Annotated in this window: 22 protein-coding genes; 12 read left to right on the top strand and 10 right to left on the bottom strand. The window is 65.4% G+C overall.

Going from position 1 to position 25,774, the window contains the following annotated elements; genetic code table 11:
* Nucleotides 1–561 precede the first annotated feature (561 nt).
* The 4 genes from uppS to VKZ50_06730 form a co-directional block, all read right to left on the bottom strand.
* Nucleotides 562–1,314, bottom strand: coding sequence for a polyprenyl diphosphate synthase (uppS, locus tag VKZ50_06745; protein HLJ59410.1), 753 nt, complete (start codon nucleotides 1,312–1,314; stop codon nucleotides 562–564).
* A complete protein-coding gene (locus VKZ50_06740) occupies nucleotides 1,248–1,421 on the bottom strand; it encodes a hypothetical protein (GenBank protein HLJ59409.1) in 174 nt (57 codons plus the stop codon). The genes uppS and VKZ50_06740 overlap by 67 nt, the downstream gene beginning before the upstream one ends.
* Before the next feature lie 111 nt (nucleotides 1,422–1,532).
* Entirely contained in the window at nucleotides 1,533–3,005 is a 1,473-nt protein-coding gene (locus VKZ50_06735) for an ATP-binding protein (GenBank protein HLJ59408.1), read from the bottom strand.
* Nucleotide 3,006: 1 nt separating this feature from the next.
* Nucleotides 3,007–3,690 (bottom strand): response regulator transcription factor, encoded by a 684-nt coding sequence (locus VKZ50_06730; protein HLJ59407.1) that lies wholly within the window; start codon nucleotides 3,688–3,690, stop codon nucleotides 3,007–3,009.
* A gap of 345 nt (nucleotides 3,691–4,035) precedes the next feature.
* Between VKZ50_06730 and VKZ50_06725 the strand changes: the two genes are divergently transcribed.
* From VKZ50_06725 to VKZ50_06695, 7 genes are all read left to right on the top strand, one after another.
* On the top strand, nucleotides 4,036–5,079 hold the full coding sequence (locus tag VKZ50_06725) for a hypothetical protein (GenBank protein ID HLJ59406.1): 1,044 nt from the start codon (nucleotides 4,036–4,038) through the stop codon (nucleotides 5,077–5,079).
* Nucleotides 5,076–6,293: an ABC transporter permease gene (locus VKZ50_06720; protein HLJ59405.1), complete on the top strand. Its 1,218-nt coding sequence runs from the start codon at nucleotides 5,076–5,078 to the stop codon at nucleotides 6,291–6,293. The genes VKZ50_06725 and VKZ50_06720 overlap by 4 nt, the downstream gene beginning before the upstream one ends.
* Before the next feature lie 911 nt (nucleotides 6,294–7,204).
* Nucleotides 7,205–7,630 carry a PepSY domain-containing protein gene (locus VKZ50_06715; GenBank protein HLJ59404.1) on the top strand — a complete coding sequence of 142 codons (426 nt, stop codon included), beginning with the start codon at nucleotides 7,205–7,207 and terminating at the stop codon, nucleotides 7,628–7,630.
* A gap of 166 nt (nucleotides 7,631–7,796) precedes the next feature.
* Nucleotides 7,797–8,396 carry a PsbP-related protein gene (locus VKZ50_06710; GenBank protein HLJ59403.1) on the top strand — a complete coding sequence of 200 codons (600 nt, stop codon included), beginning with the start codon at nucleotides 7,797–7,799 and terminating at the stop codon, nucleotides 8,394–8,396.
* A gap of 1 nt (nucleotide 8,397) precedes the next feature.
* Nucleotides 8,398–9,060 (top strand): ABC transporter ATP-binding protein, encoded by a 663-nt coding sequence (locus VKZ50_06705; protein HLJ59402.1) that lies wholly within the window; start codon nucleotides 8,398–8,400, stop codon nucleotides 9,058–9,060.
* Nucleotides 9,053–9,814, top strand: coding sequence for an ABC transporter ATP-binding protein (locus VKZ50_06700; GenBank protein ID HLJ59401.1), 762 nt, complete (start codon nucleotides 9,053–9,055; stop codon nucleotides 9,812–9,814). Before VKZ50_06705 ends, VKZ50_06700 begins: the two co-directional genes overlap by 8 nt.
* Nucleotides 9,811–12,471, top strand: coding sequence for an FtsX-like permease family protein (locus VKZ50_06695; protein ID HLJ59400.1), 2,661 nt, complete (start codon nucleotides 9,811–9,813; stop codon nucleotides 12,469–12,471). Before VKZ50_06700 ends, VKZ50_06695 begins: the two co-directional genes overlap by 4 nt.
* A 715-nt stretch (nucleotides 12,472–13,186) precedes the next feature.
* Here VKZ50_06695 and VKZ50_06690 read toward each other — a convergent pair.
* The 4 genes from VKZ50_06690 to VKZ50_06675 form a co-directional block, all read right to left on the bottom strand.
* A complete protein-coding gene (locus VKZ50_06690) occupies nucleotides 13,187–13,348 on the bottom strand; it encodes a helix-turn-helix transcriptional regulator (GenBank protein HLJ59399.1) in 162 nt (53 codons plus the stop codon).
* Nucleotides 13,349–13,412: 64 nt separating this feature from the next.
* Entirely contained in the window at nucleotides 13,413–13,958 is a 546-nt protein-coding gene (locus VKZ50_06685) for a hypothetical protein (protein ID HLJ59398.1), read from the bottom strand.
* Between the two features lie 430 nt (nucleotides 13,959–14,388).
* Nucleotides 14,389–16,809, bottom strand: coding sequence for a chloride channel protein (locus tag VKZ50_06680; GenBank protein HLJ59397.1), 2,421 nt, complete (start codon nucleotides 16,807–16,809; stop codon nucleotides 14,389–14,391).
* The gene (locus VKZ50_06675) at nucleotides 16,802–17,404 is read right to left on the bottom strand and encodes a TetR/AcrR family transcriptional regulator (protein ID HLJ59396.1); all 603 of its coding nucleotides are present in this window, start codon (nucleotides 17,402–17,404) and stop codon (nucleotides 16,802–16,804) included. The genes VKZ50_06680 and VKZ50_06675 overlap by 8 nt, the downstream gene beginning before the upstream one ends.
* 708 nt (nucleotides 17,405–18,112) lie before the next feature.
* On the opposite strand from VKZ50_06675, the gene VKZ50_06670 reads away from it, so the two are divergent.
* The 4 genes from VKZ50_06670 (at nucleotide 18,113) to VKZ50_06655 (ending at nucleotide 21,360) form a co-directional block, all read left to right on the top strand.
* Nucleotides 18,113–18,685 (top strand): nitroreductase family deazaflavin-dependent oxidoreductase, encoded by a 573-nt coding sequence (locus tag VKZ50_06670; protein HLJ59395.1) that lies wholly within the window; start codon nucleotides 18,113–18,115, stop codon nucleotides 18,683–18,685.
* A 61-nt stretch (nucleotides 18,686–18,746) separates the two neighbouring features.
* On the top strand, nucleotides 18,747–19,976 hold the full coding sequence (locus VKZ50_06665) for a hypothetical protein (GenBank protein HLJ59394.1): 1,230 nt from the start codon (nucleotides 18,747–18,749) through the stop codon (nucleotides 19,974–19,976).
* Nucleotides 19,977–20,184: 208 nt separating this feature from the next.
* Complete coding sequence (locus tag VKZ50_06660) at nucleotides 20,185–20,436, top strand: bacteriophage holin (protein ID HLJ59393.1); 252 nt, start codon at nucleotides 20,185–20,187, stop codon at nucleotides 20,434–20,436.
* 393 nt (nucleotides 20,437–20,829) lie between these two features.
* A complete protein-coding gene (locus VKZ50_06655) occupies nucleotides 20,830–21,360 on the top strand; it encodes a hypothetical protein (GenBank protein ID HLJ59392.1) in 531 nt (176 codons plus the stop codon).
* Nucleotides 21,361–22,079: 719 nt separating this feature from the next.
* Here VKZ50_06655 and VKZ50_06650 read toward each other — a convergent pair.
* Nucleotides 22,080–22,958 carry a transposase gene (locus VKZ50_06650; protein HLJ59391.1) on the bottom strand — a complete coding sequence of 293 codons (879 nt, stop codon included), beginning with the start codon at nucleotides 22,956–22,958 and terminating at the stop codon, nucleotides 22,080–22,082.
* A gap of 1,427 nt (nucleotides 22,959–24,385) precedes the next feature.
* Between VKZ50_06650 and VKZ50_06645 the strand changes: the two genes are divergently transcribed.
* Nucleotides 24,386–24,805, top strand: coding sequence for a phosphate-starvation-inducible PsiE family protein (locus tag VKZ50_06645; GenBank protein ID HLJ59390.1), 420 nt, complete (start codon nucleotides 24,386–24,388; stop codon nucleotides 24,803–24,805).
* 318 nt (nucleotides 24,806–25,123) lie between these two features.
* Here the strand turns inward: VKZ50_06645 and VKZ50_06640 are convergent, their stop codons facing one another.
* The gene (locus tag VKZ50_06640) at nucleotides 25,124–25,465 is read right to left on the bottom strand and encodes a hypothetical protein (GenBank protein ID HLJ59389.1); all 342 of its coding nucleotides are present in this window, start codon (nucleotides 25,463–25,465) and stop codon (nucleotides 25,124–25,126) included.
* Nucleotides 25,466–25,774 lie beyond the last annotated feature (309 nt).

Raw genomic sequence — 25,774 nt, 5'->3', positions numbered from 1 at the left:
CCGGCGCCGACCGCTTCAGGCAATGTGGCAATGGCCCGTTCGGCGCGGATGAAGAGCACCGTGCCGCCCACGATCACCCCTCCCACGACCGTGAAGGTCAGGAGGAGCGCAATCCGCCGCGGGACCGCATGCCAGCCAACGTAGCCGATCACCGAACACCACTCCCGCTTGCCGAGCCGTACCGAGTCACCGGGCCGGTCTGCGGCGCTGGGCGGGATCGGCACCGATGCGAGCGTGCGAGGCGAGCGATCTGATCCTGGTCGATGACCGCGTCGCCGCGCCCGCCCGGGTGATCACCAAGAGGTGGCCATGTCACCGTTGCGGCCCCTAGCGCAAGATCATGTGCCCGGTCGCGAACAAGATGACCAGCGCGCCCAACAGAAAGACCAGCCACATCGTCGAGTCATCCTCCTTATGTTGGTGTCTGTGCCGGACGCGTCCCCCATCATTGGGCCCGGCGATCGTGTTCGCTCGAGGTGGCCGTTTGGCAACCCCACTTCGGCTCAGACGTCCGACGTACTCGGCGAGTTCTCGGTGCCCGACCACGGCGAACATTCAGGGTCAGACACCGAACCGTCGGTCCCGGTGCTGGTAACTGCGGAGGGCCCGCAGAAGGTCGACCCTGCGGAAGACCGGCCACGGGACATCGCAGAAATAGTACTCGCTGTAGACGCCCTGCCACAGTAAGAATCCGCTCAACTTGATTTCGCCGCTGGTACGAATGATCAGATCGGGATCGTCGCTCCCGTTGGCGTACACCCGTTGCCCGATCTCCTCCGGCGTGGCCTCTGCAACGAGTTCGTCCACCGTCATGCCGGGCTTGAGGCGGGCCCGGATCAGCGCCACGACCGCGTCGGCGATCTCCTGGCGGCCGCTGTAGCCAACGGCGAGGTTCAGCTGGCAGCGTGTATGGTCCGCCGTGGCGCGTTCGGCCTCGTCGATGGCCTGTCGAAGTGATGCTGGGAGCACGGAGAGGCGGCCGACGGCGCGAATGTGGCGCCGACAGGCGATCGTCGCGGGGTGTCGGGCCAGCTCACGAAGCTTCGCCTCGATCACTCGCAGGAACGGCTCCACCTCGTCCGGGGGCCGTTCCAGATTGTCGATGGAGAGCACCCAGACCGTGACCTCCGAAATGCCTAGCGTGTGAGACCACTGGAGAACGTCGTCGATTTTGCCGGCTCCGAGCCTGTATACCTCCGCCCCGCTCAGGCCGGCCTCCCTCGCGTAGCGACGGTTACCATCGAGGATCAGACCAATGTGCCTGGGAAGCCGTCCCCGGCGCAAGCCAAGCGCTTGAGCAGGCGAACGTCGCACAGTCGATAGAGAAGATTGAGGAGCGTCATGTGGGAGACGACGCCAACGCTGCCGGGGGGCGCGCCGAGACGCGGGAGCCGCGTCGTGCGGGCGGTGATGGCCGCCATGAACGCCGCCGAAATCGGCACGGACGACCCGGGAGGCCGTGGCCGTGCCCCAGCCCATAGCGTGGACCGCCAGAAAACAGCGGGACGCAGTCCATCCTTCACCGTTCCACGTCATGACAGTTCTCCGTTCATGGGCTCAGGGTCAGGCTCACGTTCACGGTCCCGTCCGAACGAAGATGTCTGAGCCAGTGGCAGACACACGTTGACCCTGGTGCCGTGCCCACGCTGACTATCGACATCAATACGGCCACCGTGGACGTCAACGATCCAGCGCGCGATCGCCAAGCCGAGCCCGCTTCCCCCCGACGCGCGGGTGCGCGCCCGGTCCGCGCGGTAAAACCGCTCAAACACATGGGGTAGATCCTCCGGCGCGATCCCGCATCCGGTATCGATGACGGCCACGCGCGTGGTACCCGCATCCCGAGTCGCGGTGATGCGAACCGACCCACCGGCGGGTGTGTACGTCAGCGCATTGTCGACGAGGTTAGCGAAGAGCTGGCGCAACCGGTCAATGTCGCCCAGGACGATCTCCGGCACTATCCCGTCAGTCGCTAAGGTGATGCCCTTCTGGCTGGCGCTCTCCCCGAACCGCTCCTGCGTCCACCGGATCACGGCATCGAGGGTAACGGGGGTGCGGTGTATTGGCACTGGGCCGGCATCCGCTCGTGCCAGCGTGAGCAAATCCTCAACAAGGCGGACAAGCCGATCGACCTCTTGCGCCATGCTGGCGAGTACGTCACGATACACGGCCGCCGTGCGCTCGCGCCGAAGCGCAACGTCCAGTTCGCCTTTCAGGATCGTCAACGGGGTTCGGAGCTCGTGAGCGGCATCTGCGGTGAATCGGCGTTCCCGGTCCAGGATCTCATCGATCCGGTCGAGCATCTCGTCGAACGCCTGGGCGAGCCGCTGCACCTCGTCGTCAGGCCCGCCCAGGTTGATCCGCCTGCCCCGGACCCCGCCGGCAATCGCCCGGGCCGTCTGGGTGATCCGATCGATGGGCGCGAGCGCTATGGAGGCGAGGAGATGGCCGACGACGGCAGCCACCAGGAGGGCACCGGCTCCGCCGACCAATAGCAGCCACCGGAGGCGCAGGAGTGGTTGGGTGATCGGTGCGAGCGTCGCCGCGACCTGCGCGACGCCGATAATGGCACCGTGGCGCGTGATCGGCGCCGTGTACATGAGCACCGGCCCCACCCCGGCCACCGTCGCTTGGGCGAACGCCGACGTGCCGGCGAGCGCGCGGCGGACCGCAGACGTGAGAGGCAACCCCGCACCTGATAGTGCTGGCGATCGGTTGACCAAGCGTCCGCGCGCATCGAGAATCTGGATCAGCGTCCCGCCGCCGGAAAGACGCCCCACGACCGACGGATCGGCGAGATCAAAGAACGCCCCTTGCTCGTTCCCGGTATCCGAACTCTCCACGAATGTGGCGAGCTGTGCGACCAGGGTCTGCAGGCTCTGCTCGGCATGCGCCCAGAGTGCCTGTGCGAAGAGGGTGTAAAGAACGAAACCGAACACCACCAGGATCGCGGAGAGGAGGCCCGCGTACCACGCGGTTAGACGTGCCCGGATGCTCCAGATCATCTCACGTCCTCAGGACATACCCCGCTCCGCGCACCGTGCGGATCAGTTGACGGGGATGCCCGTGATCGATCTTGCGCCGGAGGAGCCGAATGTAGGCATCCACCACGTTGCTGCCGGGATCGAAGGTGTATCCCCAAACCCGGTCCTCGATCACCGCACGGCTGAGGATCTGGCCGGGATGCCGCATCAAGAGATGAAGGAGTTGATACTCGCGGTTGGTGAGATCGATCGTCCGGCCGTCCCGGCTCACAGTGCGGCTCGCGGGGTCCAGCACAATGTCGGCGACCTCGAGAATCGAAGGCCGCGCCGTGCGCTCGCGGCGCAGCAACGCTCGGATCCGGGCGAGCAATTCCTCGAACGCGAAGGGCTTGGTCAGGTAGTCGTCCGCGCCGACGTCGAGGCCCACGACGCGCTGATCCACGGCATCCCGGGCGGTCAACATCAGCACCGGCGTCGTGACGCCGTCGGCGCGCAACGCTCTGCAGACGTCGAGGCCGTCGCGTTGGGGCAGCAGCAGGTCCAAAATGACAACCTCGTAGGCGCCGCCGGATGCGAGTTCGAGGCCTTCTTCGCCGTCGGAAGCCGTTTCCACGGCGTAGCCTTCTTCCTCAAGCCCGCGCTTGAGGAACTCCCGGATCTTATGCTCATCCTCGACCACAAGGATCGCCATCGTGTCAGCCCACATCTCGTGCTTTCCGATCCTCATCGTACCATAGTCGACTTGCATGAAAATAAGATGAAAGCACGGTGGGGAACGGGTTCCCTCTCGTGCAGCACGTCGCCGCCATGTCTTCGGATTTGGGCAATTAGAAACGGACGTCTGACCGCGAATGAATCGATCTCATTGGTAGTCGACGAGCTCCGGCGACACCAAGACGGAGAAGCGTTCCGGCGGATCGATGCAAATCTGGTGTGGGACGGGGACTTCGCCTCAATAGCACCTCACATGCATAATAATTCCATCTGCGCAGATAAATGCAAATATCGGCTTGATAGTATGAAGGGACGTTTTTGAGCCGGAGAATGGTTAGTGGAGCCCGACCGGGCACACCCGGCCGAAATCGTGTCGGGCGCGGATGCCCAGGCTGAACTTCGTGAGGGGGCGATGGCGATACCAACGGACTACACTGGTCTCGAGGCACGTGGGGCGGTCGCGCCGGCAGCGCAGGCCATACCTAAAGACAGGGACTCCATGGCCTCGTGGTTCTTACGCAGAGGCGCCCTGCGCGTCCCTGAAATCACTGTCTACTTCTGGATCGTGAAGGGCCTCTCCACGGCCATTGGGGAGTCCACCTCGGACTACTCCGTGCATGTCATCAATCCATACATCGCCGTGATCCTGGGTTTCATCTTCTTCGTCGTCGCGATCATCTTTCAGTTCCGCATGGCGCGCTACAATGCCTGGACATACTGGTCCGCGGTCGTCATGGTGGGCGTGTTTGGTACCATGTGCGCCGATGTGCTTCACGTGGTGATCGGCGTCCCCTACATAGTGTCGACGATCCTCTTCGCCACGATCTTGGCTGTCTTATTCATCGCCTGGGGCCGAATGGAATTGACCCTCTCGATCCACGCTATCGACACACCGCGTCGCGAGGCATTCTACTGGGCGGTGGTCGTCGCCACGTTCGCCATGGGCACCGCCATCGGCGACATGACCGCCTACACGCTCCACCTCGGCTACTTCAAATCGCTGGCGCTCTTCGCTCTGCTATTCGCTGTGCCTATCGTGGGCGGCCGCCTTCTCCATCTGAACGAGGTGTTCACCTTCTGGTTCGCCTACGTGCTTACCCGCCCGCTGGGCGCCTCGTTCGCCGACGCCCTCGGCAAGCCCACAAGCTTCGGCGGCATGGGCTGGGGCGCGGGGCACGTCAGCGTAGCGCTCACCGTTATCATCGCCGTCCTAGTCGCCTATCTGGCGAGAACGCAGCTGGAAGTGCAGCTTAGCTCCAGCGCATCCTCGGGGAGGGAAGGGTTTGCGGCGTGGTCCGAACCCGTGATTAGGTTGCTCGCCGACGATCAGCCGTCGACCGAGGCGACGACGCACGGGGCGTCCGAGGAGGTATCCGGGTGAGTCTTACGAATCTGCTCCGCATCGCCTGGCTGGCGCTGCGGCGGAACGTCATGCGGTCCGTCCTGACGATGCTCGGCATCATCATTGGCGTGGGAGCGGTGATCACGTCGATGGCGATCGGGGCGGGCGCGCAGGCAGCGGTGTTGGCTCAGATCGAGAGCCTCGGCGCGAACCTGATCGTCGTCATCCCGGGCGCGATCACGACAGGCGGTGTCAGGCTCGGGAGCGGGAGCCGCACAACCCTCAGGCTGCCCGACGTTGCGGCGATCGCCCAGACGGTCCCCGATGCCGCCGGCGCGGCGCCGTACTCGGAGACGAACGCCCAGGTGGTTACGGGCGGTACCAACTGGTACACGCAGATCGGAGGCACCACACCGGCCTACGCGACCGTGCGCAACTGGTCGGTGGCGCAGGGCCGGTTCCTGTCGCAGGCCGACGTGGACCAGGCGGCCAAGGTGGCCGTGCTCGGCAACTCCGTGGCACAGAACCTGTTCCCCTCCGGCGGCGCAGTCGGCGCAATCGTGGTCATCAAGAACGTTCCGTTCAAGGTGGTCGGCGTGCTAGCGGCCAAGGGACAGTCGGGGTTCGGCCGGGATCAGGACGACGTCGTGATGGTCCCGATCACGACCCTGCTCCATCGCCTCACCGGGCAGACATGGGTGAGCACCATCTTCGTCTCCGCGACCACACCGGAGACGGTTCCCGCGGTCGTGGACGCGACCGAGCGGCTGCTGCGGCTCCGGCACCACCTGACCGCATACCAGCCTGACGACTTCTTTATCCGCAACATCGCCGACGTCCAGCAGGTGCGCCTCGCGACGTCGCAGACCCAGGCGCTGCTGCTGGCCGGGATCGCGGTCGTGTCGCTGATCGTTGGCGGGATCGGCATCATGAACATCATGCTGGTCTCCGTCACCGAGCGGACGCGGGAGATCGGCCTGCGCATCGCCGTGGGCGCGCGCGGGCGGGACATCCTGCTGCAGTTTCTCGTCGAGGCGCTCACCCTCGCGTGCATCGGCGGGCTGATCGGCATCGGGATGGGGCTCCTCACGGCCCAGGGCACGTCGGTCCTTGGCCACTGGCCGGTGCTCGTCTCGTCGTTCTCGATTGTGCTGGGGTTCGTGTCATCGTTGCTGGTCGGCGTGGTCTTCGGATTCTACCCAGCGCAACGGGCGGCCGCGCTTGATCCGATCGTCGCGCTACGATACGAGTAGGGCGGCGGGAGACTGACAGGGAGTGGGCTCTCCGTCGTTACTCGCAAAGTGATCCTCGAAGAACGCGACTCGCAGCACCATTCACGCCTGCCCCAAACCCTAAGACACCACTTGGGCGCGGTACGGACTGACCTGCCGTCGCTACCGCAGCGCGATCGTTTCTTCGTCAGCGATCAGGCTCCGATGCGTCACCGCATAGTACTGCGTGGCCACGGCGGCAACTCGAAGGAACGGCTTGAGGACGGCAGCGACACGGCTTGGCGATAGCCGAGGTTCTCCATGACGATGACGAAGATGTGCCGGAACGATGGGACACATCCCTGACTCGCCTGTGCCCCGCCGTGGGAACTGTCCGATGGCACGGCTGCCGCGCCGGAACAGGCCCTACGGCGCGCCTCGGACTTTCCGACCATGGGCGTCGGGTGCTCCGCGGTTAGCGTATGCCCCGTGCCAACCACACCGGGGGAAACTGGCATAGCGGTCAGCACGACCACGGCCCGACTTGCGACGAGCAGGCCCTCCCAAGGCTCGCACGACCGTCCGTGGCCGGAGCCGCTGCTCACGCCGGCGTGTGGCCCATCAGCGTGAGAGCAGAAGCTCCTGCCTGAGCCGAGAGACCATCTCTGGGATCATACGCAACACGATCATCGGGCAGGAATCCGCAGTGTCCTCGATAGCCGCCGTACTGTCGTGACGCAAAGCGGTCGATCTCCATCGCGTGCACCATCCGACCTCGGGGGTCCTTCCACACGTTACGCTTCAGAGATGAAAGGATGATGAAAATCGGTTTCCCTCCAAGTTCCGTGAGCGACCTTTCATCTGTCTTTCATGACCGGTTCATCTTCCCATGGTAGCGTGAGGAACGCGAAGAGATATCTTCGACACTCAGATACCGAGGATGGTGAGCGACAATGCGGTCGACGATGCTGGAGACGCTGGCGGTCGGGGTGGTCACGGGGTTCGCCCTAGCCAGCGGTAGCCCGGTGCTAGCGCAGGGGACCCATCAGACCACCCAGGTCGAGCAGCCCACGTACGCCTGTAGTATCAAGGTCGCGCCGAACGCCAACGACGCAAGCGTGGTCGGGCAGGCGAAGATCACGCTCGCGCAGGCGCAGCAGGTGGCGCAGGCCGCCGTTCCCGGCACGCTGCTCCGGTCCGAACTGGACAGTGAGAACGGCTGTCTTGTCTACTCGGTCGAGATCCGATCCGCCACTAGGACAATCCACGACGTCAAGGTCGATGCCGGCACGGCCAAGATCGTACATCAGGAAATCGCCACGCGCATGGGGACCGAGCATGAGGGGGCAAGTGAGCAGGAGAGCGGCGCGGAGGATTAAGCCCATCCCCCCTCAGGGGCTCGTCCTCAGGGGCTCGGGCCCGCGCGCTTGCCCGAGCCCCTGCGCCGCATTCGCCGCAGGGCCATGGCCGGCACCACCCCCCACGGGGCGGCATACCAAGGTGACATGCTCACGCAAACATGATCGGCAGGAAGGTGGGAGGATGATGAGGACGCCACGAAAGGCATGGGCGCCGCTCGCTGGGGTGGTGCTGGGATGTCTTCTGCTCACCATCGGCTCGCCTGGAGGCGTATCGGTCGCTGTCGGAGCGTCCGGCACGGTGAAGACCGCACAAGCGAACCCTCCGGGTGATATCCCCGACACGCAGGCATTCGTGGTGTACCGGTCGAGCGCGGGCGGCTACGAGCTCCAGGTACCCGAGGGATGGGCGCGCACCACGCGCGGCCCGGACGTGCAGTTCACGGACAAGTTCGACGGCGTGCAGGTCACCATCACACACGCGGCGCGGGCGCCCTCTGCCGATCGGACCCGCGCGGAGGTGGTCGCCGCACTCCCGCAGTCCGGTCCGGCGGTGCACGTCACAAAGGTCCAGAACGTGCATCTCCCGAGCGGCACGACCGTCCTTGTGGAATACACGTCAACCTCGGGGCCCGACCCTGTGACCAATCGGCGGGTGCGTCTCGAGAACAGCGCCTACCTCTTCTTCAAGAGTGGGCAGTTGGCGACGCTCACGCTGTGGGCGCCCGTCGGAGCGGACAATGTCGACCAATGGGGGCGCATGGCTCGGAGCTTCAGGTGGCTATAGCATGGTCGTCTTGGAGGCGTTCGACCTCTATCGCTTCTACCACACTCGGGACGACGAGACCCGGGCGCTCCGTGGCGTGAGCCTGCACGTCGACGCCGGGGACCTTGTGGCTCTCGTCGGGCCGTCGGGAAGCGGCAAGTCCACATTGCTCGCGTGTCTTGCCGGCCTCGACGAACCGGATGGCGGATGCGTAACGTTGCTCGGCCGGCGCCTGACGCGCCGCCCTGAGGCGGAGCGGGCGGCCATGCGGGCGGCCGGGATCGGCATCCTGTTGCAGTCGGGCAATCTCTTCGATCACCTCTCAGTGGAGGACAACGTTGCCCTGGGCATGCGCCTCGCGGGCAAGTTCGACGCGCGGCGTCTCAGTGAAGTGATCGCCGCGGTCGGCCTGCACGGACGCCGCCGAGCGCGCCCCTCCCGGCTTTCCGGGGGCGAGGCCGCGCGGGCCGGCCTCGCGGTCGCCCTGGCGGCGGCACCGGTCGTGCTGCTGGCGGACGAGCCCACCGGCGAGGTCGATGCCGAGACCGAGGCGGAGATTCTGAACCTCTTTGACACGCGGCGTCGCGCTGGCGGCGCCACTCTCATCGCGACCCACAGCGACGCGCTGGCGGCAAGGGCGGACCGTATCATCCGCCTGCTGGATGGGAGGGTTGTTGATGCCTAACTTCGCGACGGAACTGCGTGGAGGCACGAGCTCGGTTCGTCCGAGAATGGTGCGGCAGGCTGCCCCCGGCCTGACGCCGGCGGTGCGCGCGAGCGAGGCCCTTGTGGTGGCACGCGAGGTCAGGCGGACGTACCACCAGGGCGCGGCCGCCGTGATCGCGCTCGCCTCCGCCACGTGCACGGTCATGTCGGGTGACCGCATCGCGGTGGTGGGGCCGTCGGGGAGCGGGAAGTCGACGCTGCTGCACCTCATGGGCGGCTTGGAGAGCCCGACCTCGGGCGAGATCTCCTGGCCGGCGCTTGGGGCGCGCGCGACCCTGCGGCCGGCCCGGGTGGCGTTGGTCTTTCAGATGCCGAGCCTGCTGCCGGCGCTCACGGCTCTCGAGAACGTGGAACTGCCCTTGCTGCTGCGCCAGGATGTCACCCCGGGCTTCGCCCGCGACGCGGCGCGGGACGCGCTCGAGCGCATAGGCCTTACCGACGTCGCCAACAAGCTGCCTGAGGAACTGTCCGGGGGCCAGGCACAGCGGGTGGCGATCGCGCGGGCGCTGGGCAGTAGACCCGCGCTGATCCTGGCGGACGAGCCCACGGGCCAGCTCGACCACCTCACCGCCGGGCACGTGCTCGATGCGATCGAAGCATCACTCGCGGATACGCCGGTCGCGTTGGTCATGGCCACGCACGATCCCGCGGTGGCCGCCCGGATGGACACGGTGTGGCGCATCCGCCACGGCGTACTGAAGGTGACGGAGTGATCCTCGGGCTGCTCTGGCTCAAGGGCCTCCTCACGGGGATTTCGGGCCGCCTCCTCGGCGCGATGGCGGGGGTCGCCCTCACGGTCGCGCTGCTCGCGTCGATCGGGAGCTTCATCGCGTCCGGGATGGCCTCGATGACCTGGCGCGCAGTCGCTGCGGTGCCGGTCGACTGGCAGGTCCAGCTCGTTCCCGGTGCCGATCCGAACGCGGTGATGGCGGCGTTGGGCCGGGCGACGGCGTACTCGGCGGTCGAGCCCGTGGGCTACGCCGACGCCGCTGGGTTTTCCGCTCGGACCGAGGGCACCGTGCAGACGACGGGCCCCGGCAAGGTCGTGGGACTCGGCCCGCAGTATCGCACGCGGTTCCCAGCCGAGCTCCGGCAGCTCATTGGGTCCCCAGAAGGCGTCCTCTTGGGGCAGCAGATGGCGGCCAACCTGCACGTCACGATCGGTGACCGCATCACGATCCTCCGGATGGGCCTGCCGCCGGTGTCCGTGACCGTCGACGGCGTCGTCGCTCGCCCCTACGCCGATTCCTTCTTTCAGGCCGCGGGCGTTCCGCCCAGCGTCGCGCCGCAGGCGCCGCCCGACAACGTGGTGTTCCTGGCCCTCGCCCAGTGGCACCGGCTCTTCGACCCGCAGGCCATGGTGCGGCCGGATTCGGTGCGGACCCAGCTCCACGTCCGCATCGCGCACAATCTGGCACCCGATCCGGTGCAGGCGTACACAGACGTGCTGGGGCGCGCCCATCACCTGGAAGCACTGATTGCGGGAAGCGGTATCGTCGCGGACAATCTGGCGGCCCGGCTGTTCGGCGCGCGCGCAGACGCCCTTTACGCAGAGGTGCTTTTCGTGTTCCTCGGCCTCCCCGGTGTGGTTCTCGCGATGCTGTTGACGTTTGCCATTGCGGCATCCGGGGCGGACCGGCGGCGGCGCGAGCAGGCGCTCCTGCGCATCCGCGGGGCGTCCGTGGCGCAGTTGCTGCGCTTGGCGAGCCTGGAGGCGCTGACCGCCGGGGCCGGCGGGGTTGCGATTGGTCTGGGCGCGGTTGCCCTCACCGCCAGGATGATCGCGCCAGCCGGCACTTCTGGGGACGCGATGGTCGCCTTCTGGCTGGCGGGGGCGGCGCTGGTCGGCCTCGCGCTCGCGCTTGTAGCCGTGCTCTATCCTGCGTGGGTCCAGGCACGGCGGCCCCCCTGGCTCGCCGCCCGCTCGGTGGTTGGCCGCCCAAGCATATCCTTGTGGCAGCGCGTCTACCTGGATCTCGTGCTTCTCGTCATCTCGGGGGTGGCGTTCTGGGTGACTGCGCGCTCGGGGTATCAGGTCGTGCTGGCACCGGAAGGGGTGGCGCAGTCGTCGATCTCCTACCAAGCCTTTCTCGCACCGGTCTGCCTGTGGCTCGGCGTGTGCTTGGTGGCGATCCGGCTCGGGGAGGGGAGCCTCGGCCGGGGCCGGCGCGCGATCGAAAGCCTCGTGCGGCCTCTGGCTCGCAACCTGGCGGGAGCCGTAGCGGCCTCCATGGGGCGGCAGCGCGTCCTGGTCACGCGCGGCGCGGTGCTCGTCGCGATCGCCGTGTCCTTCGCCATCTCGACCGCGGTGTTCGACACCACCTACAACGCGCAGGCGCGCGTCGACGCGGAGCTCACCAACGGCGCCGACGTGACGATCACCGGAACGACTGTGGCCCCGCCCGGGAGCAAGCTCGCCGAGCTGCGGGCTCTGCCGGGTGTGGCGGCCGCCCAACCGATGCGGCACCGGTTCGCGTACGTCGGGAACGATCTCCAGGATCTCTACGGCATCGATCCCGCGCGCATCGGCGAGGCGACTGTGATGTCGAACGCCTATTTCGCCGGCGGCAACGCCCGGGCGACGCTCGCGACACTCGCCGCGCACCCGAACGGAGTGCTGGTTTCCGCGGAGACCGCGCGCGACTACCAGCTCACGCCGGGCGACCGCGTGAATCTCCGGCTGCAGAACGCGCGGGATCATCAGTACCAAGTGGTGCCGTTCCAATTCGTCGGCATTGTCCGGGAGTTTCCGACGGCGCCCAAGGACTCGTTCCTGGTCGCGAACGCCCGCTACGTCGCGCAACAGACAGGGACGGACGTGGCGGAGGTCGTTCTGCTGCGGACCAGGGGGCACCCTGCGCAGGTTGCCGCCCGTGCCCAAAGCGTGATCAGCGGCCTCCCGGGCGCGCGGGTGACGGACATCGGCTCGACGCAGCGCGCCATCAACTCCACCCTGACCGCCGTCGATTTGCGCGGGCTGACCCGGCTGGAGCTGGGCTTCGCCATCTTGCTGGTGGCCGGAGCGGCCGGTCTCGTCCTAGCGCTCGGGTTGGCCGAGCGCCGCCGCACATTCGCGATCCTCTCCGCGCTGGGGGCCACGGACAGACAACGTGGTGCATTTCTGTGGAGCGAAGGAGTGGTCATTCTGGGCGGAGGCAGCGTGATTGGCATCGTTACGGGGTTCACGATCGCGCAGATGTTGGTGACATTGCTGACGGGAGTCTTTGATCCACCACCCCAAACCCTCGCCGTGCCCTGGCTCTACCTTACGGTTCTAGGTGTCGCTGCCGCGGCGTCGACCGCAGGTGCCGTCCTCAGCTCACTCACCGTGTCACAGCGGCCCCCGGTGGAAGCCCTGCGGAAACTCTGATGTATCACCCCGTCTGCTGCTGGGCAGCAGTCGCACGTCGCAGCGCCATCTGCGACAGTCAACCGCGACAACCGCCTATTCCATCATGGTTAGCTGGCAAACGACATGGGAATCCTGACCGCGCGGTGACGGTGGGCGAAACAGAGGCACGTAGCGCCTGGGCCCTTCGGACGGTGCACCGACATCCGCGTGGGCTGCCGCCAGCGCACCGCCGGGTACCGTAACGGCAACCAGCGCGGGACCGGAGTTGTTCCCCTGGCGGATCGAGTAGACGAGCACCTCCAACAAGCCTTGCGCCCCGCCCGTGAGACCCACGAACGGGACCGCATCATTAACCGCCGCTCGTTCACGCAGGAGGTGGCGAGCCAACGCACGGGCGCGTTCTGCTGCTGTGCCTCCTATGACGATGTGTGTGTGCCTGGGATCCAAGCCCCCAGTACCAGGGTAGGCGAAGATCCCAAACCCAAGCGCGAGCAACACGAGGAGCGCGACGTGCCGGCGCATCCGGTCCCAGGCCGGGCTGGCAACGGCAACTGCCAACGACATGGATGGCAAGCAGGGGTGAACGGCGTGTTGCGGTCAGGGATTCGCGATCGATATGCGCATAGTGATTGCCGGCTCGCGTGATCGACTGCGCGTCTGGGCATCATAGATCACCGATTAGCCACAATCTCTCGCGAGCGGCTGCAGAGCCCGGGCGCGCCAGCCCCCGGGGTCAGCGCGAGGGAGCTAGCTCGACTCGGTTACGCAGATGAAGATTGGCCGGGATGTTCTCTAGGTGGCCCTTGACGATACTCTCAGTGATGTCCAGACGGGACGAAATCTCCGTGTCGGCCAAGCCGGGCGCAACCAGGGCCAGGATCTCCTGCTCTCGCACCGTCAGGTTGGTAGTGGTATGCCGGGCAGGCAGCGCTGCGCTACTCACTGCGGCACCGCAGCAGCTAACGCCTCGGAGCCGGATTCTTCGCCGGACTGGCGTAGACGACGTACCAGGTCCCAAGCGTGTCCTTGACGCCCTGGCCTATGACTTGTCCGGGTGCCCGATCGACAAAATAGGTGTAGAGTGGCCAGCCGTCGTACGTCACCTGCTTCTTCCCGTCCTTGCGCATGATCGTGCCGAGGGCATGCTGACTCACACCGGGACCGGCGATGGGCTGGCCACCGGGCGTGGGCGACAGCACCGGCCAGAGCTGCAGGCATGCCGAAGTAGAGCAGGCGCTTGCATCTTTCTTGTCGGCAGTGTATCGATAGAGCACCATTCCCTTCGCGTCGACGAGAACGTCCCCGAGTTTGGTGTGCGCCGCTTTCACCGTGGGCACGGAGGAAACTGGAGCGTTCGCCGCGGCCGATGCCGGCGCGGCCTGCGAGACGGTTCCCGTCCCACCGATGGTCAAGCTTGCAAGCAACGCCGTGACGGCGATCGTTGTCGGGATCTTCGCCAAAAGTGCGTAAAAATGAGCTAAGTACCTACCACGTGCTCGAGTCATTCGCGGTCCTCCTAAACCTAGGCATATAATGTCCTACGGGCCGGAGCGGTTTGAGTTCTCACTGCATCGGTCTCTCAGGGCCTCGTGCGCCCTCCCCGGGGCCTCGTCTGCGCAATAGCGCAGTCGATGGACGCGGGGTTCAGCAGCTCGGATCACAACGCTCTCCCGTCCCTGCGTCGAATACGCGTCCGGCGTCCTCTCATTGGCTTCCCGCTGCACCGGCCTACCGACTGCCGTGAACACGTTTCCTCGAAAAGCCACCCTACGAGTACGAACGTAAGAATCGCGACTACCGAGGCCACATCCGAGAGTACCTCACCGGCGGAGCCGGCCCCAGTGCCGCGAGCAGGGTGCAAAAAGCCTCCGAAGGGGGTGATCGCGTCCACGGCACGGCGCGCTGCCTGGTCTACCCCTCCATACCGCCGCCGGCTCAGCGGAACCGCTCCAACACCTCTTGCGCGCGATCGGAGCGTGCGACAATGGCGATGCGATCGCCGACGAGCAGGTACGCATCCCCGCGCGGCACGATGACCTTCCCGCCCCGGTGGATCGCTATGACCAACACGCCCGGCCCGAGGTTCACGTCCCGCAACATCCGTCCGGCGACACGCGAACCCGGCGTGATGACCGGTTCGAGCACCACCGTTCCGGCCGTCGTCGCCGGGGGCCAGCGGTCAACGGCCGCAGAGTCGCGCCGCGACGCCTCCGTGCGGTGATGTCCCTCGACGCGACCGGGTGCCTCCGCGAGCGTCCCAATCAACGCGTCCAAGTCCTCGGCCTGCCTCGCAGGCAGCAAAATCGAGAGCCGATCGCCCCGTCGGAGCTCCGTTTGACCGTCCGGGACAAAGCTCGAGCCGCCCCGGCGGACGGCCAGCACGAGCGATGAGGGTGGCCAGGGCACATCCGCAATGCGCCGGCCCGCGATCACCTCAGCGCCCCGGAGCTCGAGATCGACAATCCGATAGTCTCGTAAGGATGTCGAGAGCTCGCCGGCAGGGTCGCGCACGGCCTCTGGCGCTCCCGCCTTGACCGCCTCATCCGTCCGCCTCGCCTCGGCAATGGTCCGCTCCAGGCGTGCATGATAGGCACTCAGGATGTCCCGGTGCGTCAACCAGCCAATAAGCCGATGGCTGTCACGATCGAGGACCGGCAGCCCATTGTCGCCGTGACGCAACGTGACTTGCAGCGCTTGCTCGAGCGTCTGGTCAGGCGTGAGTGCCGGTGTGTCCTGGGCGAGCTCACCGGCGACGGCATCGAGGGCATTGTCGCGCATCGCCTGCTCGACCTGCCGGAACGTCACGGTCCCGCGGAGCGCGCCCGCCGCATCGACGACCGGCAGCGCATCCCAGCCGTCGTCGGTGAACCGCGCGATCACCTCGCCGAGCGCCATCTGCTCCGACAACGCGGCGGGCACCGGCCGCATGGCGCTCCCCACCGTCAGCACCTCCATGAGGTTGGCCGCCCGCCCGCGTCGGATGTCGATCCCCCGACGGCGCAGCTTCAGCGTGTAGATGCTCTCGTTCGTGAGGACCCGGCTCACGCCGGTCGCGAGCACCACGGCGAACATCAGCGGGAGGATGATCTGGTAATCGCCGGTGAGTTCGAAGATCATGATGATGGCCGTGATCGGCGCCTGGGCGGCGCCGGCAAACACCGCGCCCATCCCAATGAGGCCGTACGCCCCGGCCGGCCCGGCGATCCTGGGAAGGACTTGATGCATCAGGTCGCCGTACGCGGTGCCGAGCATGGCCCCCATGAACAGCGACGGCGCGAACACGCCCCCGGAGCCGCCGATGCCGATGGTGAGACTGGTCGCCACGATCTTGCCGATCAGCAGCAGCGCGAGAAACCCCAACACGTACTCCCCGCGGATCGCGCGCTCCAGCACCGGGTACCCGACCCCGTACATCTGCGGCAACACGACCAGCAGCAGCCCGAGTGCGAGGCCGCCCACTCCTGGGCGGAGCCATCCGGGGCCGCGCCACAGGCGGTCGCAGAGATCTTCCGTCCCGTACAGCACGCGAATGAACGCCACGCCGACGACTGCCGCCAGGACCCCGAGCCCGGTGTAGACCAGATACTCCCACGGAGAACTGAGCTTGAACGCGGGGAGTACCAGGAACGGATGCGAGCCAAACGCGGCCCGGCCAATGATGTCGGCGACCACGGAGGCCACGACCACCGCGCCGAACGACTCGACTTCGAAGTCTCGCAGGATGAGCTCCAAGCTGAAGAACACCCCGGCAATGGGCGCGTTGAACGTGGCGGAGATACCACCTGCAGCGCCACAGGCCACCAGCAGTCGCAACCGGGATTCTGACGTGCGCACCAATTGCCCGAGCGTGGACCCCAGGGCCGAGCCGATCTGTACGATCGGGCCTTCGCGGCCCACCGATCCGCCGGACCCGATGCACAGCGCGGACGCGAGCGACTTGATCACGGCGACGCGCGGACGGATACGTCCTCCGCGCTCAGCAACGGCGAGCATCACCTCCGGTACACCGTGCCCCCGCGCTTCTCGCGCAAACAGCTCGATCAGCGGGCCGTAGATGAGCCCCCCGACCACGGCGGCGAGCACGACAAACCACGGACCGAGTTGCGGGATCCAAGGGTGCGCCGCGGGACCAACGGCGCTGTAGTCGGTCGTCCCGCTGAAGACCCGGGTGAACGCAACGATGAGAACGCGGAACGCGATCGCGCCCAGCCCGGCGCCCGCCCCGATCGCCACCGCCAGGGCGATGAGGCCCGTCGGGGCGCCACGCAGCCACTCATAGGCACGGAGGACCGGACGATCCGGGATGAGGAAGGAGCCGATCCCCCACCGGGCCGATGCGGCGCGATCGTCAAGCATGTCCCGAGAGCCGCTCCAGGAGCACGTCGACGGCCTTCCGGATATTCGTCCAACGGAACCCTGATGGGTCCAGCCCACCGTGCAGGATCAGACCGTCACTGAGCGCCAGGAGCACGGCGGCGAACGCGTTCGCGGGGATCTCGACCAACTCGCCGTCGGCGATGGCTCGCTCAACCCATGCGCGCAGGAGCATGCGACGATGTCGGACCGTTGCGGTGAACCGCTCGCGCACGGCCTTGTCCGTGAGCATCTCTGCCCACAGGTCGGCTCGGACTTGCACGCGCGCGGGATCGTCCCCGCGCCCCAGCATGGCACGGACGAATTGCCGAAGCCGGTCAACACTCGAGAGGGAGTCCGATTCGAGCCGCTCGACGATGCGATCCAGCGCCTCCGCATCGTCGGCGAGGAGCGCCAACAGCAACGCCTGTTTGCTCTCGAAGTACCCATAGAACGCGCCCTTACTCAACCCCGCCTCGGCACAAATCTCATCGACCGACATCGCGCGAAACCCCTTGTGGCTCGCGCATCGCCAAGCCGCGTCCAGGATCTGTTGCCGGCGTTCGGTACGCACACTCAAGGATATGCGGGGCACCATCCCACCTCCAGCGTCTCCCTACTTGCAAAACTGACCAGTCAGTTTATACTATAAGCGAAGTCTCGGGCACATTTCAATCGGTTGGCTCGACTCGCTGGTACGACATCCCGCCGGGGAGAGGAGAGCAATGGTTCGGCTGGCCCTAGTGTCCTGAGTCAAAAGTTGCTTTCATAATTCTGAGCCCCGAGGTGCTGATAATGTTGGCGAATCTCATCAGACCATGTTAGCGGATCTCTGATTCAGGACACTAGGTGCGGACAGTCTCTGGGGGACGTTCTCGAGTCCCAATGAACGCCTCGCCTACGTGACCGGGTTCGCGGATGCCATGCACGCGGTCGAGCAAACGATCAATGGGCGCCCAATGCAGACCGACGAGCAATTCAGACAGTCGCTTTTTGACCTGGTGATGGCGGGCGAGGCGATGGGTTCGCGCTGGTGGAGAGCCTCATGCACTGCGAGACGAGTATTCAGTGAGGAGAGTCACCGCCCTCGCCGCTGCGGGCGCGAGGCAAGGAGCCCAGGCCCGATGCGAACACGTCTCGCATGCCTGCGGCGTTCAGGCCGCGATGCACTGGCTCCAGCGAACATGAGATTTGGGACCAGGCCCCGTCTGAGTTCCCCCATGGGCCGACGCCGTTGCAACATCGCCCCGTGGCTCCTTGCCACCATCTGCGCGACCGCCCATCCGACACCCGGTCAGGAAGGGCCATGCCTGCTTGCGTAGGCGGTGATCAGACGAACGCCGCCGCGCGTCTGTCGCGACCGCGAGGCGTGCTCAGACTCCTGTTCCGGGCGCCTACCGTGCTGTACCGCGTCGGCCTCGGCTGGCTCCTCGGCCATCGGCTCGTCCTGCTGACGCATCGTGGCCGCAAGACCGGTCGGATCCGCCGCACCGTCGTCGAGGTCGTTCGGTATGATCGTGCGACCAAGGCATGCGTCGTGGCATCCGCATGGGGCCGCCAGAGCGATTGGTATCGCAACATCAGGAAGACCCCGGCTCTGTTGGTCGAAATCGGGCACGATCGCTACGTTCCGGCCCAGCGATTTCTCACTCGCGAAGAGGCGGTGGCCGAACTTCGAGACTACGAACGCCGTCATCCGCGAGCCGCACGGGCGATCGGTCGGTACTTGGGGGTCGTGTTCGATGGAACGGAAGCCTCGCTGTCTGCACTGGCGGCCGCCGTCCCGATGGTCTCATTCTGGCCGATCGCGACGAGTGCTGCAACATGGAGGACGCAGCAGTGTAGCGCGCCGCCACGCGAGGGCGTGGGGCTTGGGTAGACAGCCTGCAACCCGACATCGGAGTTCGGGGGGTGTGTACATACTGGGACGACACTGCGTCATGGTCAGCTGTGTCATCGGCGTGATGGCGGTTCTGCCGCTTCCGTCGCGGGCCGGCCCTGCCGTCGTGTCGCTCAGCACGCCGCTTCAGATTGAGGTAAGCGGAGATCCCGCACCGATCAGCGTCCTGCGTCGGGCAATTCGGATCGCCGCACACAGCGCCTTCCCCGAACTGCAGGACGCGGAGATCGCGCTCGCGGCAACCCGGCCCACGCTCACCGCCCTCCCGTCCGGGCGATCTATGCACGTCCGGGCCGATTTGGCGGTGATGACACCGGGGACCGGCACCATCGTGTGGGTCGTCTCGGTCACGCTCGTGAATGTCACGGTACCCTGGCACGACGCACAGCAGCTCTTCGTGAGCGACAGCCCGGAAACCGTCGACACCGACGGGATCCTCTACTCGGGCATCATCCGAGGGGGACGCGCAGCCCGCATCCTGTACCATCACCAGAACGCCAAGGCCACCCGCGACATGTGGCTGTCGTTGGGGCTCACCAACACCTCGCCGGACCCCGTGCAAGTGTGCATCTTCGGGGCGACGGGCGGACCGGCCGCTGACGAACTGTTCGCCGGCCATTTCGCCGCACGGGGGTTCCTGGAGCAGTACCAGGCGCGTGCGGGCATCGTGGTCAACGTACCACCGGCCGGGTTTGTCCCGATCCTGGCCACCAAAGTACCGCCCGATCAGGTGGCGAGTGGCCTCGCGCAAATTGCGGTGCTCCGTGGCAGCGGGGTTCAAGTACAATTGGAGGCGCAGTTCCCGCGGATCGGTGAGCCACCGGTGTTCAGCCGCGTCTTGCCGATGGATACCCAGCACCAACGCGGTGTGTTCGGGGCGCCGCTGGTGCAACGGAATCTCTCATACACGGTGGCCGGTCCGGTCGCGCAATTGTGGCTTGGCGCGGATCAGGACCTGCTCCGGGACGAGATGAACGGGGCGCCACTCCAGGGGAACTACGGCGTGGTCTACTCGTTCGACGTGCGGTTGACCAATCCCGGACCTGATCCCCGCGTCGTGGCGCTTATTGTCCACGCCAACGGCGGGCCCGCGGCGGCAGCCATCGTAGTCAACGGCACGCTAGAAGATCTGGCGATGGTGCAGCCGGACGCGCCGCAGCCGGCCGCAACGCTCAGGATTCCCGCTGCCAGCAGCGTCGATGCGCACATATCCACCATGAGCGAGGCCGGATCATACTACCCACTCCTCATGACTGTGGGACCTCCCTAGGACCGGCACACTTCCCTCCGGTGGCGTTGCGAGTGCTCGCTTGCGGCTGCGATGATATTCGATCTGGTCTGGAGACGCAGAGCGGGAATCGAATGGTATCAAAGCTCGACCGATGCACAGGAATGGGCGATGGTTGCGACGCTGTTCTTTCGCTGTTTTTGAGAGGTTCTCAGTATGATCAACGGAACAGGTATGGGAGGTGTGAACAATGACGCTCAACGCGACCAGATTCGGCTTGGCCGGTGGAATCTTGTGGGGGGCAGCGCTGTTCGTCCTCACTCTGATTTCGGTTCCGACGGGTTTCGCTGGACCCTTCTTGAAGGTGATCGAAAGCGTGTACCTCGGCTATCACGTGAGTGTGCTCGGTAGCGTCGTCGGCTTGATCTACGGTTTCGTCGACGCGTTCGTCGGTTTCTGGCTCTTCGCTTGGCTCTACGAACGCCTCGGCGGTAACGCATAGCCGAGATATCCGCGTGGTTCGAAACCAGACTCCCCCCCTATCGCCGCGATGGCGCGCGGGCGGGGGGAAGGGGGCCTGTGGCACCACGAGTACCGAGTGCTGCCCGCCCGACTCGCCGCGCATTGCGCTCGTTGGACCCGGATCCGGGGCGACCCGGCGTCCAGCGGTATGTGTGGGCGCACCTCAGCCTCTCCCTTACTTGTGTTGAGCCACGGCAGACGCACGAGCCGCCGCGCCAAGGACGCACCCTAATAACCTCGTTTGATTGACAAACTGACTAGTCAGTTTATACTATCAGTTTATGCTAAAGGAAAAGCGCGCGAAAGTTTGTAAGGTCGGGGACCCAAACACTGCCAGCGTTTCGGTTCGCAATCCACAGGAGGTGATGCGGAAATGGCACGATGGTGGGCTGGCAGTCTCGTTGTGTTGTTGTTCCTTCCCCTGGCACCTGCGAAGGGCATTGCCGCCATGGGTGAAACGCCTATCACGCAAACTGGGAGGACCATGCACTATCGCCTGACGCTACAGATCGGTCCGATGGAGACCATGTATTCCAAGGCCGATGCCGCCAAAATGCACCCCACGGCCGGTGAGATCATGGTGGGCGGTGCCATGGTGATGCCAGGGGACGCCATGGCTGGCCAAACGAGCCCGATGGCCACGGATACCCGGCATCTCGAGGTTCACGTGACCAGCCTCGCCACGGGAAAGGTCGTAACCGATGCGATGTGCCAGATCACGGTCACGAACGAGGCCACCAAGACGAGCCAGACCGTCCCGATCGCTGTGATGTACGGGGTCAAGGAGGGCCCAGCCGACTGGCACTATGGGAACAATGTTTCCATGGCGTCAGGAACTTATACGGTGAAGGTCGTGGTGAACGGAGAGCAGGCCCTCTTTCACGTAACCATCCCCAAGATGTAATCGCCCTGAGAGCACGTTTCGGGAGTGGAGCTGAAATTGCGTCGTGCTCCCGATGATCGGGAGCGAGACCGGTAACGCGTCGGCCGGGATCTTGTACGTCGGCGCAAAACCTTCCGGGCGATGGTGATTTCCTACCGCACCAGAAGCTCGGTGGGGATGTCCATGATCGAGCACTTGTCGGGCATTCCCGACAATGTTCCTGCATTCTGCACTTGCCGCAGTGGCCGGTCCCGCGCTGCGATCCGCGAGATCATCGGAGGTGACAACATCTACCGGCCCAACGTCGCCGTGGCGCCCCTCGCTGCGGACATCGCGCGTCTTTTCCGCCGCTACACCCACCAGGTCCATCTGGAACTCGCCGCATTTCAAACTAGGCTAACGATAACATCCCCAGCGGCCTCGGGGCGATTCCTCACTCTCGTTGCGCCGCGGGCGCAACGGAAGGCCTGTTCCAGGGGGATTCAATGACACCGAACCGGCCGCTCGATGGCATTGACAAGAAGATCCTTTATCGAGACGCCACCAGCGAAGACACCGAAGCAATCGCCGATTAGGATGAAATGATACCCAAGAGAATTCTGCTGTTTGCCCCTGCGGCTTTCAATCTGGCCGAGACGACGCGTATGATCGAAATTGCCAAGGGGAGTCGTTGCCCACGATACCGCAAGCAAGATATTTGAACCTGAATCCGGCGTGAAAATCATCAAATCCGGAGGTGCTCAGTCCGATCGAAGGCGTGCTTGATTGCAACCGAGTCTGGGAGCGCCGGTGGGAATCTCAGCGTCAATCCCTGGCTGAGACGCACCGCCTCCGCTGGGAGCCAGAGGAAACGCGGACGCGACGTCCCCAAGGTCATCGTTGTGGTACGCGGCGGGCAAGCAGAGGCGTTTCCACCAGTTCATCAGGTTGTAGCCAAAGAGCAAGAGGTGAAAGTACGCCTCGTTGGCGGCGAACTGCCCGGTGGGGATCTTGGCCACCGGATAATCGGCGCGGAGTTCCTTGATGATCAGATCGACCGCAGCCTGGGCGTTGTAAAAGCGGTAGACGGCAATGGGCCGGATGCGGAAGTTGGTGACGAACGCATGATAGCTGTAGCGCCCGCTGGTGAACAGCGTCGTCTGGCGACTGTCTTCTTCCGGCAGGGTCTTGCGCACCACGACAAAGCGATGGGGTCGAGGCCAGCCACGCGGCTGGTACGGGCACTCGGCCAGTGCCAAGTCGCGCCCGACCTCTGTGTATGCTAACCCCGTGACGAGTCTCTTGAGCGGCGGAGCCAGGCGAGCAACGATGACGAACTTTCCCCGGTGCGCTTCGATCGCCCTGACAATCTTGTAGTCGAAGAAGCCCGGGTCGACGCGGACCCGTATTTGATGCGCCGTAGCGGGCGCCTTGGCGATACACGCCCGGAGCAGCCACACGGCCCCCGTCGCCGTATGAATGTCGCCAGGACGCAGTTCCCCATGCCAGAAATCCCTGGTCTGGCCCTCGAAGCAGACCAGGGGGTGATACGAGGGCCGGCCGCGCTTGCGAGAACTGCAGCTTCGGCGAGCCTGATGCCCGTACAGCGTCAACACGGTGGAGTCCAAATCGAAGCACACGGCGCAGCGGCCGCGGGCGCTGGCACATCTGAGCCAGGAGATGATCGTGGAGACGGCGGAACTTCGGTAAGCCCCGAAACGCGAACCGTCGGAGAATGGCTTCGTCGAGCGATTGCAGGGCACGATCCTCACCGAGCTGTGGCGCGTGGCGTTTCGTCGCACGTACTACACGAGCACGGCACAACTGGAGCAGGATCTGCAGGCGTACCTGCGCTTCTACAATCGGGACCGACCGCACCAAGGGTGCCGGACGCAGGGCCGGACGCCCTATCAGGCCCCTTCTTGGATAGCGTGGCCGCAATGCCGAAAGAGGAGGTGGCGCCGCAGGTGGCGTGAACTAGCAGACGCGTCAGGAGACCCTGGGTGTCTCCCGATCCTCAGCTAAATACAGCTTAGGGACCTCCAATGTAACATCCCTGGTGCGGCGCCGGCCGTGTTCCCCGTGGGCGCGATTGCCGCACTCGGCGCCGCCGAATGGGTTGCGCTTCTGGATGGTCTGTGTGAGCAGTGGGGCGACTGCATTGTCACCCCCTTACGGGAACTGTCATCGAGAGGGGCGCACCGATTCCTGCACGCGGCACCGCCACGGCACCCGGACAGGCGGCCCGCCCTCAGAACCCTTGTCCAACATGGCGAATCGAAGGCCAGGTCTGTGGGTTCGAATCCCGCCAGTACCGAACTGACGTTACTGAACGTCATCTTGCGCTATCCCTCATTTCATTGGCTTTCTGCGTTCGTGCCCACGCCGGTTCACCCGCGTCCTGACTGCTGTCGCGGCAGCCCACGTCACACTGGCGACACACATGCGTCCACTAGAGAGACGATAAGGATCCGCCTATACGTCGGACTTGTTCACGATGGTTTTCACACGAGCGATCTCAGCCGCGCGCTCCACCAGCTCGCAGACCACGGCGTGTGGAAGTTGCCGGGTCTTTCGGGCGATCCGACGGCAGTATGCGAGCGCGTCACGCGACAACCCAAGTTCACACAGGAGGCCAAGAGACGCCTCAAAGCGTGCACGCTTCGATAGGCCGTCTGAGGACAAATCGCGCTGGGTACGGGTGCCGAAGGGTTGCCGCATGGCGTCTCTCTCCTTCCAGCCAAACGCCGGCCAAGGTCCGTCTGCCATATGCCTGCCCAGTCCACCGCAGCGTTAGACATCGGCGCTCAGGGTGAGCGCGGCCCGCGCGATAGCCGTGAATCATCGTAGGTTCCGAACCCCGGTCACCCCAACGCGAACCTGCTCTGCTCACCTCGTTCGCAAAGGAGGGAGGCTCCGATGTCCCCCTAACCGCGGTGGCGATTGAAGAGTCGGGGCGACCTTCGGGCCGCCCCGACCACTCTGAGGCCGCCCTTGGAACACGCCCAGACCACGACCTCATCCGGGGTACGGTGCGGGGCGACCTTAGAGCGGCGGGGTGCGAACGATGTGTCGCGGAAACACGTTCAATCCAGAGCTCACGGACGTCCACCGGCTGTTCCGGCGGTTCCTCGAACCCGTACAGGACATCCTCATGTTAGCCCTCGGGCTGGCGCTGTTTGGCCTCATGACCCGCCGCCTTGCAGAGCTGGCTCGCCAGCTTCTCACTCCGACGATCGAATTCCGGACCGTGATCGCGAGGTGTTATTCATGCTGGTCATGGTTCGCGTTGGTGCGCCGGTTTCTTATCTACCTGCAGGAGCACCAGTTCGCGGTGGACTTCATGGTAGAACTGGGCATCGTGGCGACTCTCCGGGAGGTCGTGCTGCGGGGCGCGGTCGAACTCAGCCGGGAACAAATCACGGCCCTCAGCGTGTTCCTCCTCGCGCCCGGTTTTCTGTCCGAGTCGGCGATGTGCGTCCTCTGAACAGCTCAGACGTCGGCGGCGCGCGCGCGGCCAGCCGCGAGGCGGCGAGTACCCTGGGTTCCAAGCAAACTCAAGTCGGTAGCGCGATCGCGAGCGCTCCTGGCAGCCTCCCCGAATTCGGCGCGCACGCCTGAGCGTTCCCTGCGCGCTCGGGGCGCGCGGGGAAGCTCGCAATGGCGAATCCCTCCCCCGTCGGCACGGCGAAGGAGAGCTGAGCATCGGAGGCATTGCCAGCCTGCGGGACGCTATGAAGAGCCTGCAGCCCTACAGGAAGTTCGAACCAACTACCCTGGCCGGTCTGGAAGCTAGCCGCACACGCTAAAGGCAGCGATTGACGAGCAGTTGTACCGCTGACCCGGTCCCACCACCGCCCCACACGCCGTCCGCCCAAGACCGGAAGACCCCGAGCCGATCGCCCCGGGCGTCCAAACACTGGAACAGGGTAAGCGTCTTTTGGCTGCTGATCGAGCCTCCGCCCGCAGCCGCCTTCGCGAATACGGAAACCGTGTCGTACACCCCCGCGGCGTAGCCGTTCTTGAAGGAGTCGCTACTGCTCTGGATATCGGACACCCCCTCAAAGTAGGCTCCCGGCGATGCGACTGCTGCCACGCCACATCCGGCGAGGAACGAAAGCACACATCCTGCGATGAACTTCTTCACCGTTTTCCGCCTCTCTCCGTCGGATGGGCCGCCCGCCCAGTGTCCCCCACCCGAGGGCGGCTATCCGCGGATGGTAGTTGTCGGAGGTAGTTCGCCGGGCGCCCGTCAGGATCCCCCGCCCGGCCGGAGGGCCTCCAGCGCTCATACGACGGACGATCACGGGGTCCCCTAGCAGGCTACGGAAAAATCAGGTGCGAGCATGACCATGCCTCCGGAACCGCAATCAGTTCGCAGCGCGCGTCCGTCGGTTAGCGCGTCCGCGCCGGTGGCGCAAGGACCACGAGCAACGCGGGTATGTGCCTCACGCCC

This window comes from bacterium, from assembly GCA_035295165.1.
Lineage (GTDB): Bacteria > Sysuimicrobiota > Sysuimicrobiia > Sysuimicrobiales > Segetimicrobiaceae > JAJPIA01.
This window is presented reverse-complemented; position numbering and strand designations above follow the sequence as displayed.

What these genes read in the sequence shown, in the direction of transcription:
- VKZ50_06700 (HLJ59401.1), top strand. Translation starts at nt 9,053, where the DNA reads ATGCCTAACTTCGCGACGGAACTGCGTGGAGGCACGAGCTCGGTTCGT.
- VKZ50_06670 (HLJ59395.1), top strand. Translation starts at nt 18,113, where the DNA reads ATGCCTGCTTGCGTAGGCGGTGATCAGACGAACGCCGCCGCGCGTCTG.
- VKZ50_06705 (HLJ59402.1), top strand. Translation starts at nt 8,398, where the DNA reads ATGGTCGTCTTGGAGGCGTTCGACCTCTATCGCTTCTACCACACTCGG.
- VKZ50_06710 (HLJ59403.1), top strand. Translation starts at nt 7,797, where the DNA reads ATGAGGACGCCACGAAAGGCATGGGCGCCGCTCGCTGGGGTGGTGCTG.
- VKZ50_06675 (HLJ59396.1), bottom strand. Translation starts at nt 17,404, where the DNA reads ATGGTGCCCCGCATATCCTTGAGTGTGCGTACCGAACGCCGGCAACAG.
- VKZ50_06680 (HLJ59397.1), bottom strand. Translation starts at nt 16,809, where the DNA reads ATGCTTGACGATCGCGCCGCATCGGCCCGGTGGGGGATCGGCTCCTTC.
- VKZ50_06735 (HLJ59408.1), bottom strand. Translation starts at nt 3,005, where the DNA reads ATGATCTGGAGCATCCGGGCACGTCTAACCGCGTGGTACGCGGGCCTC.
- VKZ50_06730 (HLJ59407.1), bottom strand. Translation starts at nt 3,690, where the DNA reads ATGTGGGCTGACACGATGGCGATCCTTGTGGTCGAGGATGAGCATAAG.
- VKZ50_06740 (HLJ59409.1), bottom strand. Translation starts at nt 1,421, where the DNA reads ATGGCGGCCATCACCGCCCGCACGACGCGGCTCCCGCGTCTCGGCGCG.
- VKZ50_06715 (HLJ59404.1), top strand. Translation starts at nt 7,205, where the DNA reads ATGCGGTCGACGATGCTGGAGACGCTGGCGGTCGGGGTGGTCACGGGG.
- VKZ50_06685 (HLJ59398.1), bottom strand. Translation starts at nt 13,958, where the DNA reads ATGACTCGAGCACGTGGTAGGTACTTAGCTCATTTTTACGCACTTTTG.
- VKZ50_06645 (HLJ59390.1), top strand. Translation starts at nt 24,386, where the DNA reads ATGTGTCGCGGAAACACGTTCAATCCAGAGCTCACGGACGTCCACCGG.
- VKZ50_06665 (HLJ59394.1), top strand. Translation starts at nt 18,747, where the DNA reads ATGGTCAGCTGTGTCATCGGCGTGATGGCGGTTCTGCCGCTTCCGTCG.
- VKZ50_06655 (HLJ59392.1), top strand. Translation starts at nt 20,830, where the DNA reads ATGGCACGATGGTGGGCTGGCAGTCTCGTTGTGTTGTTGTTCCTTCCC.
- VKZ50_06660 (HLJ59393.1), top strand. Translation starts at nt 20,185, where the DNA reads ATGACGCTCAACGCGACCAGATTCGGCTTGGCCGGTGGAATCTTGTGG.